Here is a 15,699-nt window from a genome sequence, read left to right on the forward strand (position 1 = left end):
GGGGCCCCGCTCCCCGGTCGTGGCGAGCCGGGGGTGATCGCGCATGGATTCCGAGGACTTCCGCGTGCTCGTGGTCTGCACCGGCAACATCAACCGCTCCGCCCTCGCCGCCGCCCTGCTCCGCACCTGGGCCGATTGGTACCTGCCGCCGGAGGTCGCGGCGCACGTCGTCGTCACCAGCGCCGGCCTCGCGGCGCCGGCGGGCCGGCCCATGCGCAGCCGCACGCGCGTGATCGCCGAGCGGCTCGGCACCGACGGGCGGGCCCATCGCTCCGCGCAGATCGACGAGGCTGCGATCCGGGCCGCCGACCTGGTGCTCACGGCGGATGTCGCGCATCGCGACGGCGTGCTCGGAATGGTGCCCTCGAAGCTGCGGTCGACGTTCACCATCCGCGAGGCGGGCGGGATCGCCGCGCGTCTGGGGGCAGTGCCGGCGCCCGCATCCGCTGCGGATCTCCGGACCCGGATCGTCGCCTTCAGTCGTCGCCGAGAGCTCGGTGCGGCCGACGACGGCGACATCACCGACCCCCAGGGTCGTGGCGACGACGCGTACCGGGCCATGGCGGGCGAGGAGGTGCCGCCGTTGACCTCCATCGCGGCGTCGCTGTTCGGCATGCCGAAGGCCGAGGTCGATGCGGTGCTGGCGACGGTCGCCGACCCGGAGGCGTTCTCGTTCGAGGGCCTCGAGCGGCGCGAGGCACCCGGCGGCGCAACCTCCGGGGCGGCGCCGACGGAGCGTCGGCGCCGCTGGTTCGGCAGGCGTGACACGTGAGCGAGCCGAATCGGCGGCTTCGGGTGCTGCACCTGGACCACACGGGCGCATCGGGTGGTGCGGAACTCGCGCTCATCCGGATGCTGCAGGCCCGGCCCGACTGGTCGGCCGTGCTGCAGACGCCCCCGCTCGACTCCGGCCCGGACGTGTGGGATGCGATGCCGCCGCGCGTGCCACGGCGGGCCGTCGGCCTTCCGCAACCTGCCGGCGCGAGCTCCGGCGGAGCGCTCGCCGCGGTCGGGTTCGGGGCGCGTCTCGCGGTGCAGGCGATCGCGGTCCGCACGTCTGCGGCGTTCCGCTCCGCCGATCTCGTCGACGCCAACACCGCGCGCGCTGCGGCGTACGGCGCGCTCGCCGCACGGCTCGCCCGCACGCCGTTCGTCGTCCACCTGCGTGACCTCGTCGAGCCCGACGCGCTCGGCGGCGCCGGGCATGCCATCATGACCCGGGTCGTGCTCCCGCGAGCCGACGGCGTCATCGCGAACTCGCACTCGACGCTCGCCTCGGCCCGGCGCTTCCTGCGGCCGAACGCCGTCGCCGAAGTCGTGCCGAGCGCATCGGGACTCACGGTCGGCGCCGCGCTGCTCGTCAGCGCCGACGCGCCGCTCCGCACCGTCGGCATGCTCGCCCGCATCGATCCGTGGAAGGGCCAGGCCGAACTCCTGGAGGCGTTCGCCCACGCGTTCGCGGGTCGTGACATCCGCCTGCAATTCGCCGGCGGTGCCCCGTTCGGACACGAGGGATACCTCGAGGAAGTGCGACGCCGGGCCGACGAACTCGGCGTCGGCGCGCAGGTCGACGTCCTCGGACACGTGGACGACGTGTCGCGATTGCTCGACTCCTGGGACGTCGCCGTGCAGTACTCGACGCGGCCCGAGCCGCTCGGCCAGAACGTGCTGCAGTACCTCGCCGCCGGGCGTGTGGTGGTCGCCGCCGATGAGGGCGGCCCGACCGAGTGGGTCGTCGACCTCGAGAACGGGTTGCTCGTGCCACCCCGCGATGTCGGCGCGCTCGCGGCCGCGTTCACGCGGCTCGACGAGGACGCCGCGCTGCGTGCCCGGCTCTCCGGCGCGGCCGCCGCGACGCCCGGACTGCTCGACGACCTCGCGGTGGCGCAGGCCCACCTCGAGGTCTATGAGCGCGTGCTCGCGGCGGTCGCCGCGTAGGCCGTTCTCGCGGATGCCTCTGGAGCGACGCCGATGTCGACGCCTACGATGAGCGAGTGCCCGACTCCCCCTCGCTCTCCGTGATCATCCCCGCACGGGATGCGGCGATGACCATCGGCACCCAGCTCGAGGCCCTGGCGGCACAGCAGTGGGAGGGCCGGTGGGAGGTGATCGTCGCCGACAACGGCTCCCGGGACGACACCGTCGCCCGGGTCGAGGCATGGCGTGGCCGCCTCCCCGACCTGCGTGTGATCGACGCCTCCTCGGTTCGCGGGGCGAGCCATGCGCGGAACGTGGCCGCCGCGGCCGCATCGGGCGAGTACCTGCTGTTCCTCGACGCCGACGACGTCGCACAGCCGGGCTGGCTCGAGGCGATGGCCGCCGCGTCGGCCGAGCATTCGTTCATCGCCGGCGTGTCCACGCCGGCGCACGAGTCCGCGTCCGATCCGCAGTCCGGGATGGGACGGACCACCCGGTGGTCGGCGATCCTGCCATCGAAGGGATTCCTCGACGCGGCGGCGACGAACAACCTCGGTGTCAGCACGAAGGTCTGGCACGAGGTCGGCGGGTTCCGCGAGAACATGATCGTGGCCATGGACACGGCATTCTGCTGGGATGTGCAGCTGCACGGCCACCCGCTCGTCCGCGTCGACGATGCGCACGTCACGTATCGCATGCGGACCTCGCTCCGCGAACTCTGGCGCCAGCAGTACCGGTGGGGCATCGGATCGGTCCAGCTCTACGCGCTGTTCCGCGAGCACGGGGTCCCGCGGTCGTCCTCGCTCGGCGGCGTCGTGCGGATCGTCGGCCTGGTCGCGATGGCGCCGTTCTCGATCTGGTCGGTGGACGGGCGACGGGACTGGGTCGGCCGGGCGGCGCGACGCGCCGGACGGATCGCAGGCTCGATCCGGTTCCGCGTGTTCATGCTCTGACCCGATGGAGGGCGGCGCCGACGCTCAGGTCGTGCCGGCGACGGCCCCGCGCCGCTCGTGGCGCCCGAGCTGATCGAACCCGTCGAGCCCGCCCGCCGCGAACGCCGTGACCGCGTCGAGCGTCGCATCCGCGCCGAGCACGCGGTTGTGCCCGGCGCCGTCGGTGAGGACGAGGCGCGAACGCGCGCCGTGCGCGTCGTGGAGGCGGACGCCCTCGCTGGCCGGAACCTCGCGGTCGCCGCGGTCGTGCACGACGAGCAGCGGCATCCGCTCGGGCAGGGGGTTCGCGGCACCGTCGAACCGGGGCCACGGGTCGGCGAGGTCGGGCAGGATGCGGCGCGCGAAGCGCGCGGAGAGCGCGTCGGCGGTGCTCGGGCGGGCGCCGATGCGTTCCGCGAAGGCGTCGACGAGGAACCTCGCGTGCGAGGGGCCCGCAATGGCCACGAGTCCGCCGGCGGCGGCGCCGTCGGCGATCGCGGTACGGGCGGCCATCGCACCGAACGAGTGCCCGATGATCGTGTGGAAGCGACCCTCGCGGGCCTGGAGCGCTTCGATCGCGGCCAGCCAGTCGCGGATGTCGGTGCGCCGACCCGGCGAGTCGCCGTTGGCGGGCGCCTCGAACGCGAGCAGCCGGAACCCCTCGGCACGGAGCTCGCGCACGATCGGCGCGAACTGCGAGGCGCGCCCGCGCCATCCGTGCACGAGCAGGATGGTGTCGGGCCCGCTGCCCCACTCGTAGGTCGCGAGGTCGCGCCCTCGCACGCGGATGCTCGAGCGGTGGGCCGCGTCCTGCGCCGCGCGATCGGCGGGCCGGACGGGCAGGCGCCCGCCGACGCGCATGAAGAGCGGCAGGGCGAGGGCAGCGGATGCCTCGGGGGAGACGAGCTCGGCGGCGCGAATCGCCGCGACGCGGCTCAGGAGCCCGGCGGTGGCGACGGTCTCGGCGATGGTGGTCACGGTGACTCCGATCAATGAATACGAACGGTCGTGCGTTGAGTATACGAACGTTCGTGCGTAAAATCGAGAGGGTGAGCACGGGAATGTCCGCGGGAGTCGTCGACGGCCGACGCCTCAGGGGAGACGCGTCGCGCCGCCAGGTGCTCGCCGCGGCCGTCGACCTCGCCTCGGTCGAGGGGCTCGACCAGCTCTCGATCGCGCGCATCGCCGACGCCGCATCGGTGTCGAAGAGCGGCGTCGCGACGCTCTTCGGCAGCAAGGAGCGCCTGCAGCTCGCGACGGTCGAGGCCGCGCGACTTCGCTTCGTCGAGACCGTCGTCGAACCCGCCCGAGAGCTTCCGCGCGGTCTCGGCCGGGTCGTCGCGCTCGCCGACCGCTGGATCGCGTACTCGCGCGGGCGGGTCTTCCCGGGCGGATGCTTCTTCGCCGAGGCGGCCGCCGACTTCGACGCCAAGCCGGGGCCGGTGCGCGACGCGATCGACCGCGCGCTCGCCGAGTGGAGCGGCTACCTCGCGGCATCCCTCGCGAACGCGCGCTCGCTCGGCGAGCTGCCGGCGCTCGACGACCCCGACCAGCTCGCCTTCGAGTTCACCGCGCTCCTCGACCTCGCCAACCGCGACTCGGTCATGCACGGCACGAACACCTCGTACTCGCGCGCCCGTCGCGGCATCGCCGCGCGCCTCCGCGCCGCCGGCGCCGACCCGTCCGCGGTCGACGTGTTCGCCGCCGTCTCCGACGACTGAGGCCTGCGCGGGCGCCGGCGCCGTCGCCCGCGCCTGCCGCTCCGGCACACCGCCGACATCGCCCCGAGCCGCTCGACCGAGCCCCTCCCGACCTTCGGGGGCGCTTCGTGCCCCGTCCCCACTCGGGCCCCGACCCCGGCCGGGCGGCGCGCCGCCTCAGCCCGCGACGAGGGAACCGTCGCGCGAGAGGTCGACCTGCTCGTCGCGAGGCACGACCTTCACGCGCTCGCGCGCGACCGGGCCTTCGAACGCCTCGCCCAGCGAGCGCTCGTGCGCGTCGAGGGCGAGCCAGCCGTTCCAGGTCGTGAAGCGGATGCCGCGGGCCTCGAGCAGCTCGAGCACCTCGTCGCCCGCCTCAGCTGCGACGGTCGGCGCGACGCCCGGCTCGGCGAGCACGCCCGCCTGCGCGTCGGCCACGAGGTTCGTGATGGTCTCCAGCGCGTCGCCCTTGGTGTGCCCGATGAGCCCGACGGGGCCCCGCTTGATCCAGCCCGTCGCGTAGACGCCGGCGACGGGGGCGCCGGAGGCATCCGTCACCCGGCCGCCGTCGTTCGGGATCACGCGGGCCGACTCGTCGAACGGCACGCCCGCGATCGGCGAGCTCGCGTAGCCGACGGCGCGGTACACGGCCTGCACGGACACGTCGACGAGCTCGCCGGTCCCCACGACCGAGCCGTCGCCGACCGGACGGGTGCGCTCGAAGCGCACGCCCTCGACGGCGTCGGTGCCGAGCACCTCGACGGGCGAGTGGAAGAAGTGCAGGTGCAGGCGGCGCGACGCGGTCGGCTCCCAGTCGGAGGGCTTGCGCCATCCGTTGAGGGTGCGCGTCATCACCTTCACCTGGTTGTTCGTCGCGAGCAGGTGCGCGGCGTGCTCGTCGCCCTCGGCCCGCGCGAAGTCGTCGTCGTACACGACGATGTCGACGTCGGGCACCTCACCGAGCTCGCGCAGCTCGATCGGCGTGAACTTCACCTGCGACGGCCCGCGCCGGCCGAACACGTGCACGTCGGTCACGGGCGAGGCCACCAGGCCCGCGTGCACGTTCGCCGGGATGTCGGTCGTCAGCAGGTCGGCCGGGTGCTTCGCGAGCACGCGCGCCACGTCGAGCGCCACGTTGCCGTTGCCGATGACCGCGATCGACTCGGCCTCGAGCGGCCAGTCGCGCGGCACGTCGGGGTGGCCGTCGTACCAGGCCACGAGATCGGCCGCGCCGAACGAGCCGGGCAGGTCGATGCCGGGGATCTCGAGCGGGGCGTCCTTCAGGGCGCCGGTGGCGAAGATCACGGCGTCGTAGCGCTCGCGCAGCTCGTCGACCGTGACGTCGCGGCCCACCTCGACGTTGCCGATGAGGCGGATCGTGCCCTCGTCGAGCATCTCGTGCAGGGAGTTCACGATGCCCTTGATGCGCGGGTGGTCGGGCGCGACGCCGTAGCGGATCAGGCCGTACGGCGCGGGCAGCGACTCGAACAGGTCGATCGCGACCTCGCCGCCGGCCTCGTCGACCTGGCGGCGGAGGATGTTGCCCGCGTAGATGCCGGCGGGGCCGGCGCCGACGATCGCGACACGGAGGTTGAGGGTCATGAGGGCATGGCCTTTCGGAGGAAGCGGGGGGAAGGTCTGGACGGGCTGGGGTGGGCGGCGGGTCAGTCGATGGCCGGCGGCGCTGCGAGGGCGGATGCCGCGAGCTCGGCGGGCGCGTACGGACTCAGCCGCACGACGTCGCCGACCACCACGACCGCGGGCGACCGCACGCCCCGCGCCGCCGCCTGGTGGGCGATCGTGTGGAGCGTGCCGATCGTCACTCGTTGGCGAGGGCCGTACCCATCCTCCACGATCGCGACTGGGCACTCGCCCCCGCGCTCGCCGCGGGCGAGTGTGATCGCGGAGTTCGCGAGCGTGCCGACGCCCATGAGCAGCACGACCGTGTGGTCGCGCCCGCCGCCGAGCGACTGGATCTGGTCGTGACCGGTGACGACCGTGAACGTCGTCGCGAGACCGCGATGCGTGAGGGGGATGCCGGCGATCGCGGGCACCGACACGGCGCTCGTGATGCCCGGCACGACCTCGACGTCGACGCCGCGGTCGCGGCAGAATGCGAGCTCCTCGCCGCCCCGTCCGAAGACGTACGGGTCGCCGCCCTTCAGCCGTACGACCCGCTTGCCGCCCTGCGCGAGCGTGACGAGCAGCTCGTTGATCGCGTCCTGCGGCACGGCGTGGTGACCGGGCAGCTTGCCGACGTCGACGACCTCGGCGGCGAGTCGCACGCCCTCGGCGGCGAGGCCGTCGAGCACGGAGCGCGCGCCGAGGCGATCCGCAACGATCACGTCCGCCGCCTCGAGGGCGCGCAGGCCCCGGAGCGTGATCAGTCCGGGGTCGCCGGGACCGGCGCCGACGAGTGCGACGTGGCCGCGCCCGGTGTCGTCGGGGCGCGGCGCGCGCCCCGCGGCATCCGTCGCCGGGTTCTCGAAGGTGTTCTCGGTCATGGGGTTCCTCCCGTGAGTCCGCGGCGGCGCAGCATCCCGCGCTCGACCGGGGCGAAGACGAGCAGCTCGATCACGACGCCGATGGCGAGGATCACGAGGATGGTGCCGAGCACGCTCGCGAGGTCGGCGAGGTCGCGGCCCTGCTGGAGCAGCGAGCCGACGCCGAAGCCGATCGACCCGCCGAACGCGATGATCTCGGCGGCCATGAGCGAGCGCCACGAGAACGCCCAGCCCTGCTTGAGGCCGGCGAGGTAGCCGGGCAGGGCGGCCGGCAGCACGACGGATGCCGCGAGCTCGAGCCGCGACGCGCCGAGCACGGTTCCGACCCGCCGGAGCTGCGGCGGCACCTGGGCGACGCCGGCGACGAGCCCGTTCACGATCGACGGGATCGCGCCCATGAGCACGACGAAGTACACCGTGGCGTCCGACAGCCCGAACCAGAGGATCGCGGCGGGCACCCAGGCCACCGACGGCAGCACCTGCAGGCCCGAGATGAGCGGGCCGAGCGCGCGTCGCAGCGGCGCCCACTCGGCGAGCAGCAGCCCGAGCGGCGTGCCGACGGCGACGGCGATGAGGAAGCCGAGGACGCCGCGCTCGAGGCTCGTCGTCACGGCGAGCTGCAGGCGGCCGTCCTCCCATGCCTGGCCGAGCGCGGCGGCGACGTCGAGCGGTCCGGGCGCGAGGTCGGGCCGGGGCTGCGCGATGACCGTGTACGCCTGCCACGCGGCGACGAGCACGACGAGCAGCAGCACGGGCGGCAGCACGCCGTCGATCGCGCGACGCCACCAGGGCGTGCGCCGTTCGGCGCTCGTCTGGAGTCGATCGAGCCCGGCCTCGAGCGTGCGGAGGTCGTCATCGCCGCCCGAACGCGATCGGGTCGCCACTTGTGCCGGGTTCGCGCGGCTGGTTCCCGGCGCAAGTGGCAACTCGCGGTCCGGGGCGGGCGCGGCTGCGGCGGGCGCGGCGGGCGCGACGTGCAGGTCATGCGGCATTGCGGCGGATCTCCCTTCGCAGGTGCTCGGTGATCTCGACCGAGAGCTCCGACACGGTCGGCGACTCGATGCGGCGCGGCCCGTCGTCGGCGATGTGCCACTCGTTGACGATCCGCCCCGGACGACTCGACATGAGCAGCACCCGCTGCCCGAGCCGCGCGGCCTCGCGCACGTTGTGGGTGACGAACACGATCGTGCGGCCGGTCTCGCGCCAGACGCGCTCGAGCTCCTCGTGAAGCAGGTCGCGGGTGATGGCGTCGAGTGCGGCGAAGGGCTCGTCCATGAGCAGTACCGAGCGGTCCTGCGCGAGGGCGCGGGCGAGCGCCACGCGCTGCCGCATGCCGCCCGACAGCTCGTGCGGGCGCTTGTCGGCGGCATCCGCGAGGTGCACGAGGTCGAGCAGTTCGAGCGCGCGGGCTCGACGCGCGGGCCGCGCGAGGCCGGCGTCGCCGAAGCGCAGGGCGAGTTCGACGTTGCGCCGGGCGCTCAGCCACGGCAGCAGCGACGCCTCCTGGAACATCACCGCGGCGCGCCCGTCGACCTCGATCGTGCCGGTGCTCGGCCGCTCCAGCCCGGCGATGAGGGCGAGCAGGGTCGACTTGCCGCATCCCGATGCCCCGAGCAGGCAGGCGAACTCGCCCGGCGCGACCGCGAGGTCGATGCCGTCGAGGACGACCGGGCCGTCGGCGGCGTACTGCTTGCCGATGCCGGCGAGGCGGATCGCGGCTGCCGCGGTCATCGTCGGCCCCTGTCGAGTCCGGCTCCGTCGATCGGCGCGAGCCGGGCCGCCTCTCGCACGGCGTTCAGCGCGCGGAGGTCGAGGATGCCGGCGAGGTCGCCGCCGCTCGCCGTGCCGGCCGCGACCGCGTTCCGCTGGAGTACCGGGAGCGTCGCCGCGAACGGGTCGACCGTCGGCCTGACGTGCGCGAGGGCGCGCTCGAGCACGGCGTCGGGGAGCGGTGCGCCGGCGTCGGCCTCGAGGCGGACATTCACGAGCGCCGGCACGTCGTCGGGGTGCGCCGCGATGAAGTCGACGGATGCCGCGTGGCCGGCCACGAGCGCCGCGACCGCGTCGGGGTGCGCCTCGAGGAACTCGGTGCGCACGACGAGCAGCGTCGTCGGGAACGCGCCGCCGGGCCAGAGCTCCGCCTCGTCGACGAGCACGCGCGCGCCCGCCTCGATGACGAGCCGCGAGGCCCACGGTTCGGGCAGCCACGCGCCGTCGATCGCGCCGGTCGTGAACAGCTGCAGCGTGCGCGCGTTCTCGGTGGGCACGATGTCGACGTCGCCGCCGCCCGTCGGCGAGGTCTCGAGGTCGTGGTCGGCGAGCCAGGTGCGGAGCGCGACGTCCTGGGTGTTGCCGAGCTGCGGCGTCGCGAGGGTCGCGCCGCGGAGGTCGTCCGCATCGTCGATGCCCTCGCGCACGACGAGCGCGGCACCGCCGCCGACCGCGCCCGCGACGACGCGGAGCGAGGTGCCGGCCGACTGCACGAAGCTGTTGATCGCCGGGCTCGGGCCGAGGTAGGCGGCGTCGATCGCGCCGGCGCTCAGCGCCTCGACGGCGGCCGGTCCGGCGTTGAACGCCTGGGGCTCGAGCGCGACGTCGCCGAGCTCGTCGGCGAGGATCCCGGTCTCGAGGCCGACGAGTGCGGGCAGGTGGGTGACGTTGGCGAAGTAGCCGAGGCGGAGGGCCGCGGCATCCGTCGCCCCTGCTGCAGCCGGCCCCTCGGCGGCGGCGCTCCCGACCGAGCCGATCACCACGGGCACGATGACGATCGCCGCGGCGACCGCGACGCCGGCGACGAGTTCGCCGAGCTGTGCACCGAGCCCGCGGCCGGTCACGCCGGCGCCTCCACGACGATGCCGGCGGCGAGCGTCGCGCCGTCCTGCGGGTGGATGACGAGGAACGCCCCCGCCCGGCGGTGCGCGGCGTACGGCTCCGCGGCGAGGTCGGCGGCGAGCTTGAGGCGCACGAGTCCGATGTCGTTCGTCTCGAGCGCGGTGGTCGGCGTCGTCTCGAGCGTGTCGAGGTCGAGGCGTCCGCGGATGTCGCTGACGATGGCCTGCACGGTCGTGGTGCCGTGCTTGACGAGCACACGCGCCCCGGTCGCGAGCGGGCGTGCGTCGAGCTGGAACACGTCGGCGTCGAGCTCGCGCCGCGGCGCGGGCAGCGATCCGGCGGCGGCGATCACGGCGCCGCGTGCGGCGTCGACGGGGTCGGCGAGCTCGAGCGAGACCGAGAGGGGGGCGGATGCCTCGACGAGCGCCTCGGGGCCCCTGCGGATGCCCGTGACCGCCGTCCGCACTCCGGCGGGGAACACCTCGACCGGGTCGCCGACCCGCACCGTGCCCGACTCGATGCGCCCGGCGAACGCGCGGTGGTCGCGGAACGCGTCCGCCGCGGCGTCCGTCACCTCGGGCGAGAGCCCGCCCTGCGGGCGGATCACGAGCTGCACGGGCAGCCGCAGCGCCTCGAGGTCGGTCTCGAGCTCGTCGATCGTCGAGAGCTCCTCGAGGAGCTCGAGCAGCGACGGGCCGTCGTACCAGGGCGTGTTCGACGAGCGCTCGACGACGTTGTCGCCAGCCAGCGCCGAGACCGGGATGACGTGCGCGTCGGGGAGGCCGAGGTCGCGCGCGAGCTCGGCCACATCCGCCGCCACTGCCTCGAAGGCGGCGCGCTCGTACCCGGCGAGGTCGATCTTGTTGACGGCGACGATCACGTGCGGGACCCGCAGCAGCGCGACGACCGCGAGGTGGCGGCGGGTCTGCTCGAGCACGCCGTTGCGCACGTCGACGAGCACGACGACGGCGTCGGCGGTGGCCGACCCGGTGACCATGTTGCGCGTGTACTGCACGTGCCCGGGGCAGTCGGCGAGGATGAACGATCGGCGACCGGTCGTGAAGTAGCGGTAGGCGACGTCGATGGTGATGCCCTGCTCGCGCTCGGCGCGCAGGCCGTCGGTGAGCAGCGCGAAGTCGATCGCGCCGGGCTCGCCGCCGAAGCCGCGCTCGGCCGAGGTGCGGGCCACCGACTCGAGCTGGTCGGCGAGGATCGACTTCGAGTCGTGGAGCAGGCGGCCGACGAGGGTCGACTTGCCGTCGTCGACGGAGCCGGCGGTCGCGAAGCGGAAGAGCGTGCCGGCGGCGGGCGCGGTCGTCGTCATCAGAAGTACCCGTCCTTCTTGCGGTCCTCCATGGCCGCCTCGGAGAGGCGGTCGTCGGCGCGCGTCGCGCCGCGTTCGGTGAGGGTGGATGCCGCGACCTCGCGCACGATGTCCGATACCGTCGAGGCCTCGGAGACGACCGCACCGGTGCAGCTGAGGTCGCCGACGGTGCGATAGCGGACCGTCCGGCGCTCGACCGTCTCCCCCGCATGCGGCGCCGAGACGTCGCTCACCGCGAGCCACATGCCGTCGCGCGCATACACGTCGCGCTCGTGCGCGAAGTAGAGCGGCGGCAGTGCGATGCGCTCGCGCTCGATGTAGCGCCACACGTCGAGCTCGGTCCAGTTCGAGATCGGGAACGCCCGCACGTGCTGCCCGACCGTGTGCCGGCCGTTGTAGAGCGTCCAGAGCTCGGGCCGCTGGTTGCGCGGGTCCCACTGGCCGAACTCGTCGCGCAGCGAGATGATGCGCTCCTTCGCTCGGGCCTTGTCCTCGTCGCGGCGGGCGCCGCCGAAGACCGCGTCGTGGCGGCCGGCCGCGATCGCGTCGAGCAGCGGCTGCGTCTGCAGCGGGTTGCGCGTGCCGTCGGCCCGCTCCTGCAGGCGGCCGTCGTCGAGGTAGTCCTGCACCGAGGCGACCTCGAGGCGGATGCCGAGGCGCGCGACCGTCTCGTCGCGGAACCGCAGCACCTCGGGGAAGTTGTGGCCGGTGTCGACGTGGAGCACCGGGAACGGCACCTTGGCCGGCCAGAAGGCCTTGGTCGCCAGGTGCAGCACGACGACCGAGTCCTTGCCGCCGGAGAAGAGCAGCACCGGACGCTCGAACTCGGCGACGACCTCGCGGATCACGTGGATCGCCTCGGCCTCGAGCGCGTCGAGCGCGTCGGTCGCGTGGGCCGCAGCGGCGGTGCGGGCAGCGGATGCCGCGGCATCCGTCGTCGTCAGGTTCTCGGTCATAGGTGCAATCCGCATTCCGTCTTGGCGAGGCCGGCCCAGCGGCCGGACCTCGGCTCCTCGCCCGCGGCGACGGGCTTCGTGCACGGCTCGCAGCCGATCGAGGGGTAGCCGTGCGACATGAGCAGGTTCACGGGAACGGCGTTGGCGCTCGCGTACTCGACGAGGTCGTCGAAGGTCCAGGCCGCGACCGGGTTGACCTTCACGAGCCCGTTCCGCTCGTCGTACGTGACGAGCGGGGTCAGCGTGCGCGTCGGCGCCTCGTCGCGGCGCACGCCCGTGAACCAGACCTCGTACCCGCCGAGCGAGCGCTGCAGCGGCTCGACCTTGCGGCGCGCGCAGCAGAGGCCCGGGTCGCGGGCGAAGAGCTCGGCGCCGAACTCGGCGTCCTGCTCCGCGACGGTCTGCTCGGGCAGCACGTCGACGATCCGCACGTCGAGCTGCCGGGCGACCTCGTCGCGCGTGACGGTCGTCTCGGCGAAGTGGTAGCCGGTGTCGAGGAAGAGCACGTCGACGCCCGGCAGCTGCTCGGCGACGAGGTGCGGCAGCGCGGCATCCGCCATCGAGCACGCGACGGCCGCGGCATCCGTGGCGAAGTTCGCCGCCACCCACGCGACGACCTCGGCGGGGGTCGCCTCGTGGTCGGTGAGGCTGCCGAGGGCGGCGTTGCCCGCCTCGGCGAGGGCGCGCAGCTCGTCGGGCAGCCGGCGCTCGGCGCGGCGGTCAGTGGTCGGGTGGCCGACGGATGCCCCGCCGGCGCCCGGCGCCGCGATCCCGATGTTCCGCGCGCTCACCGGAGGGCCTCCTCGTCGGCCCGGTGCGCCCACTGGGCGAACGTCTCGTCGGTCGCGGCGTCGCGCTCGCCGAGGAACCGCGTCACGACACGCTCGACGTAGTCGGCGATGCCGTCGGCCGTCACCTTGAGGCCGCGCACGGTGCGGCCGAGGCCGGCCTCGTCGCGGTCCCGCGAGGCGAGGCCGCCGCCGAGGTGCACCTGGTAGCCGGGCACCTGCTCGCCGTCGATCGTGACGAGCTGGCCCTTCAGGCCGATGTCGGCGGTCTGGATGCGCGCGCACGAGTTGGGGCAGCCGTTGACGTGCAGGCTGATCGGGTGCGGCAGGTCGAAGGCGTCGAGCCGCTCCTCGAGCTCGAGCACGGCCGCCGTGGCGAACGCCTTCGTCTCGACGATCGCGAGCTTGCAGAACTCGATGCCGGTGCACGCGATGGTGCCGCGGCGGATGAGGCTCGGGCGCGCCTGCAGGCCGAGCTCGTCGAGGCCCGCGACGAGCGACTCGACGCGATCCCCGGGGATGTCGAGGATGACGACCTTCTGGTGCGGGGTGGTGCGCAGCCTCGTCGAGCCGTGCGCCTCGACGAGGTCGGCGAGCTTCGTCAGGGTCGGACCGGACACGCGGCCGACGATGGGCGTCGCGCCCACGTAGTACCGGCCGTCCTTCTGGCGGTGCACGCCGACGTGGTCGCCGGTCGTCGCCGGCGTCGGCGCGGCCGGGCCGTCGGGGAGCGCGTGCCCGAGGTACTCGGTCTCGAGCACCTCGCGGAACCGCGCGACCCCCCAGTCGGCGAGCAGGAACTTCAGGCGCGCCTTGTTCCGCAGCCGCCGGTAGCCGTAGTCGCGGAAGATCTGCGCGACGCCGTGCCAGGCATCCGCCACCTGGGAGGGCGCGACGAACACGCCGAGCCGCTCCGCGAGCCGCGGCGCCGTCGAGAGGCCGCCGCCGACCCACAGGTCGTAGCCGACGCCGAGCGTCGGGTGCTCGACGGCCACGAACGCGACGTCGTTGATCTCGTGCACGACGTCTTGGCTCGGGTGGCCCGTGATCGCCGACTTGAACTTGCGGGGCAGGTTCGCGAGCGACTCGTCGCCGATGAACCGACTCGTGATCTCCTCGATCTGCGGGGTCGGGTCGATCAGCTCGTCGGCGGCGATGCCGGCGACCGGCGAGCCGAGCACGACGCGGGGCACGTCGCCGCACGCCTCCGTCGTGCCGAGGCCGACCGACTCGAGCCGCCGCCAGATCTCGGGCACGTCCTCGACGCGGATCCAGTGCAGCTGGATGTTCTGCCGGTCGGTGAGGTCGGCGGTGTCACGGCCGAACTCCGTCGAGATGCCGCCGATGACGCGCAGCTGCTCGGTCGTGAGCTGCCCGCCGTCGATGCGGACGCGGAGCATGAAGAACTCGTCCTCGAGCTCGTGCGGCTCGAGCGTGGCGGTGCGACCCCCGTCGATGCCGGGCTTGCGCTGCGTGTACAGGCCCCACCAGCGGAACCGCCCGTGCAGGTCGGTCGGGTCGATCGACGCGAAGCCGCCGTCGGCGTAGATGCGCTCGATGCGCTCGCGCACCGCGAGGCCGCCGTCGACCTGCTTCCACTCCTCGTTCGCGTTGAGCGGGGCCGTGCCGTCGACCTTCCACTGCCCGTTCGGCTTCGCCGAGGGCCGGGGCGGGCGGATGTCGCGGGCCAGCCCATCCGCGCGTGCGGGGCGCTCGACGCGGTCGGTGCGCGGTGCGCGCGTCGCGGCATCCGTCGTCTCGATCGTCACGTTTCCCCTCCTCGTCCGCGCCCCGTTCGGGGCACGTGCCGACGAAGGTACGGGGGTCGGACGGATGCCGGAACCCGACCCCGTCACGCACGGTCACCCCGTGTCACGAGGCGTCGCACGGCGAAATATGACGTGCGACGCGGGCGGGCCCGACGCGCCCGAGTGGGCGTTCCGGCAAAGGGCTCACTTCGAGCGGGCGAGCGCCTCCGCGTAGCGGTCGAGCACGATCTCCACGAGCTCGGCGGGCGCGTCGTCGGGGCGCAGCAGCGGCTCGGCGAGCACGTCGGGCGCGGCGCTGGCCGCGAGGTCCTGGAAGTACCCCGGTGCGAGCAGGTAGCTCGCGGCGGCGACTCGCCCGTCCGTCCCGGCGGCCTCGGCGGCGGCGCGCGCCGCGGCGATCGCGTCGGGCAGCCGCGGCTCGGCCGCCGACAGGAACCCGATCGAGACGTCGGCGACGGATGCCCCGGCCAGCGCGTCGCGCACCCGGTGGCACGCCTCGACGGCGCGCACGTCGCTCGATCCCGCCACGACGAGCACGACCGGGTCGTCGTCTCCGGCCCCGGCCTCGGCGAGCCGTCGACAGAGGACCGTGATCAGCCGATCGTCGGGCCCGAGCGCGTCGGCGACGACCACCTCGCGCCCGCCGTCGCGGGCCTCCGCGGCCGCCTCGGCGAGGTCGACGTGAACGTGGTAGCCCGCGGAGAGCAGCAGCGGCACGATCACCGCGGGTTCCCCATCGGGAAGCGTGGCGAGCGCGGCGGGCACGTCGGGCTGCTCGACGTCGACATGGCAGAGTCGCGTCTCGGGGGCGGCATCCGCCCACCGCTCGGCGACCGCCGCGACCACGGCGTCGAACAGTCCGCGCACCGCGGCGCGTCCCTCCGGCGAGGAGGTGCCGTGCGAGACGGCGACGAGCGCGGGCGGGCGTCGGGGCGTCATCCGCCCATGCTCGCACCCGGGACCGGGTGCCGTGCGCG

At 74.2% G+C, this 15,699-nt stretch carries 15 protein-coding genes; 4 read left to right on the forward strand and 11 right to left on the reverse strand.

Annotated features, from left to right (window positions below; genetic code table 11):
- Positions 1–43: 43 nt before the first annotated feature.
- The 3 genes from ACSJD1_RS01215 to ACSJD1_RS01225 are packed head-to-tail and all read left to right on the forward strand — an operon-like array spanning position 44 to position 2,870.
- Positions 44–772 carry an arsenate reductase/protein-tyrosine-phosphatase family protein gene (locus ACSJD1_RS01215; RefSeq protein WP_438853492.1) on the forward strand — a complete coding sequence of 243 codons (729 nt, stop codon included), beginning with the start codon at positions 44–46 and terminating at the stop codon, positions 770–772.
- Entirely contained in the window at positions 769–1,938 is a 1,170-nt protein-coding gene (locus ACSJD1_RS01220; RefSeq protein WP_438853493.1) for a glycosyltransferase family 4 protein, read from the forward strand. Before ACSJD1_RS01215 ends, ACSJD1_RS01220 begins: the two co-directional genes overlap by 4 nt.
- Positions 1,939–1,994: 56 nt before the next feature.
- Positions 1,995–2,870 (forward strand): glycosyltransferase family 2 protein, encoded by an 876-nt coding sequence (locus ACSJD1_RS01225; RefSeq protein WP_438853494.1) that lies wholly within the window; start codon positions 1,995–1,997, stop codon positions 2,868–2,870.
- A 24-nt stretch (positions 2,871–2,894) separates the two neighbouring features.
- On the opposite strand, the gene ACSJD1_RS01230 is transcribed toward ACSJD1_RS01225, so the two are convergent.
- Positions 2,895–3,827 carry an alpha/beta fold hydrolase gene (locus ACSJD1_RS01230; RefSeq protein WP_438853495.1) on the reverse strand — a complete coding sequence of 311 codons (933 nt, stop codon included), beginning with the start codon at positions 3,825–3,827 and terminating at the stop codon, positions 2,895–2,897.
- Between the two features lie 71 nt (positions 3,828–3,898).
- Here ACSJD1_RS01230 and ACSJD1_RS01235 point away from each other — a divergent pair, with 71 nt between their 5' ends.
- Complete coding sequence (locus ACSJD1_RS01235; protein ID WP_438853496.1) at positions 3,899–4,570, forward strand: TetR/AcrR family transcriptional regulator; 672 nt, start codon at positions 3,899–3,901, stop codon at positions 4,568–4,570.
- Positions 4,571–4,726: 156 nt separating this feature from the next.
- Here ACSJD1_RS01235 and ACSJD1_RS01240 read toward each other — a convergent pair whose 3' ends face one another.
- The 10 genes from ACSJD1_RS01240 to ACSJD1_RS01285 form a co-directional block, all read right to left on the reverse strand.
- Positions 4,727–6,151: an FAD-dependent oxidoreductase gene (locus ACSJD1_RS01240; protein ID WP_438853497.1), complete on the reverse strand. Its 1,425-nt coding sequence runs from the start codon at positions 6,149–6,151 to the stop codon at positions 4,727–4,729.
- A 62-nt stretch (positions 6,152–6,213) separates the two neighbouring features.
- A complete protein-coding gene (gene cobA, locus ACSJD1_RS01245; RefSeq protein WP_438853498.1) occupies positions 6,214–7,053 on the reverse strand; it encodes a uroporphyrinogen-III C-methyltransferase in 840 nt (279 codons plus the stop codon).
- Positions 7,050–7,937, reverse strand: coding sequence for an ABC transporter permease (locus ACSJD1_RS01250; RefSeq protein WP_438853499.1), 888 nt, complete (start codon positions 7,935–7,937; stop codon positions 7,050–7,052). Before ACSJD1_RS01250 ends, cobA begins: the two co-directional genes overlap by 4 nt.
- A gap of 97 nt (positions 7,938–8,034) precedes the next feature.
- Positions 8,035–8,784, reverse strand: a complete 750-nt coding sequence (locus tag ACSJD1_RS01255; protein ID WP_438853500.1) for an ABC transporter ATP-binding protein — start codon at positions 8,782–8,784, stop codon at positions 8,035–8,037.
- The gene (locus ACSJD1_RS01260) at positions 8,781–9,887 is read right to left on the reverse strand and encodes an ABC transporter substrate-binding protein (RefSeq protein ID WP_438853501.1); all 1,107 of its coding nucleotides are present in this window, start codon (positions 9,885–9,887) and stop codon (positions 8,781–8,783) included. The genes ACSJD1_RS01255 and ACSJD1_RS01260 overlap by 4 nt, the downstream gene beginning before the upstream one ends.
- The gene (locus ACSJD1_RS01265; protein WP_438853502.1) at positions 9,884–11,209 is read right to left on the reverse strand and encodes a sulfate adenylyltransferase subunit 1; all 1,326 of its coding nucleotides are present in this window, start codon (positions 11,207–11,209) and stop codon (positions 9,884–9,886) included. The genes ACSJD1_RS01260 and ACSJD1_RS01265 overlap by 4 nt, the downstream gene beginning before the upstream one ends.
- Positions 11,209–12,165 carry a sulfate adenylyltransferase subunit CysD gene (cysD, locus tag ACSJD1_RS01270; protein WP_438853503.1) on the reverse strand — a complete coding sequence of 319 codons (957 nt, stop codon included), beginning with the start codon at positions 12,163–12,165 and terminating at the stop codon, positions 11,209–11,211. Before cysD ends, ACSJD1_RS01265 begins: the two co-directional genes overlap by 1 nt.
- Complete coding sequence (locus ACSJD1_RS01275; RefSeq protein ID WP_438853504.1) at positions 12,162–12,956, reverse strand: phosphoadenylyl-sulfate reductase; 795 nt, start codon at positions 12,954–12,956, stop codon at positions 12,162–12,164. Before ACSJD1_RS01275 ends, cysD begins: the two co-directional genes overlap by 4 nt.
- Positions 12,953–14,716, reverse strand: a complete 1,764-nt coding sequence (locus ACSJD1_RS01280) for a nitrite/sulfite reductase (protein WP_438854100.1) — start codon at positions 14,714–14,716, stop codon at positions 12,953–12,955. Before ACSJD1_RS01280 ends, ACSJD1_RS01275 begins: the two co-directional genes overlap by 4 nt.
- A gap of 189 nt (positions 14,717–14,905) precedes the next feature.
- Positions 14,906–15,661 (reverse strand): sirohydrochlorin chelatase, encoded by a 756-nt coding sequence (locus ACSJD1_RS01285; protein ID WP_438853505.1) that lies wholly within the window; start codon positions 15,659–15,661, stop codon positions 14,906–14,908.
- Positions 15,662–15,699 lie beyond the last annotated feature (38 nt).

This window comes from Agromyces excoecariae, assembly GCF_051715505.1.
GTDB lineage: Bacteria > Actinomycetota > Actinomycetes > Actinomycetales > Microbacteriaceae > Agromyces.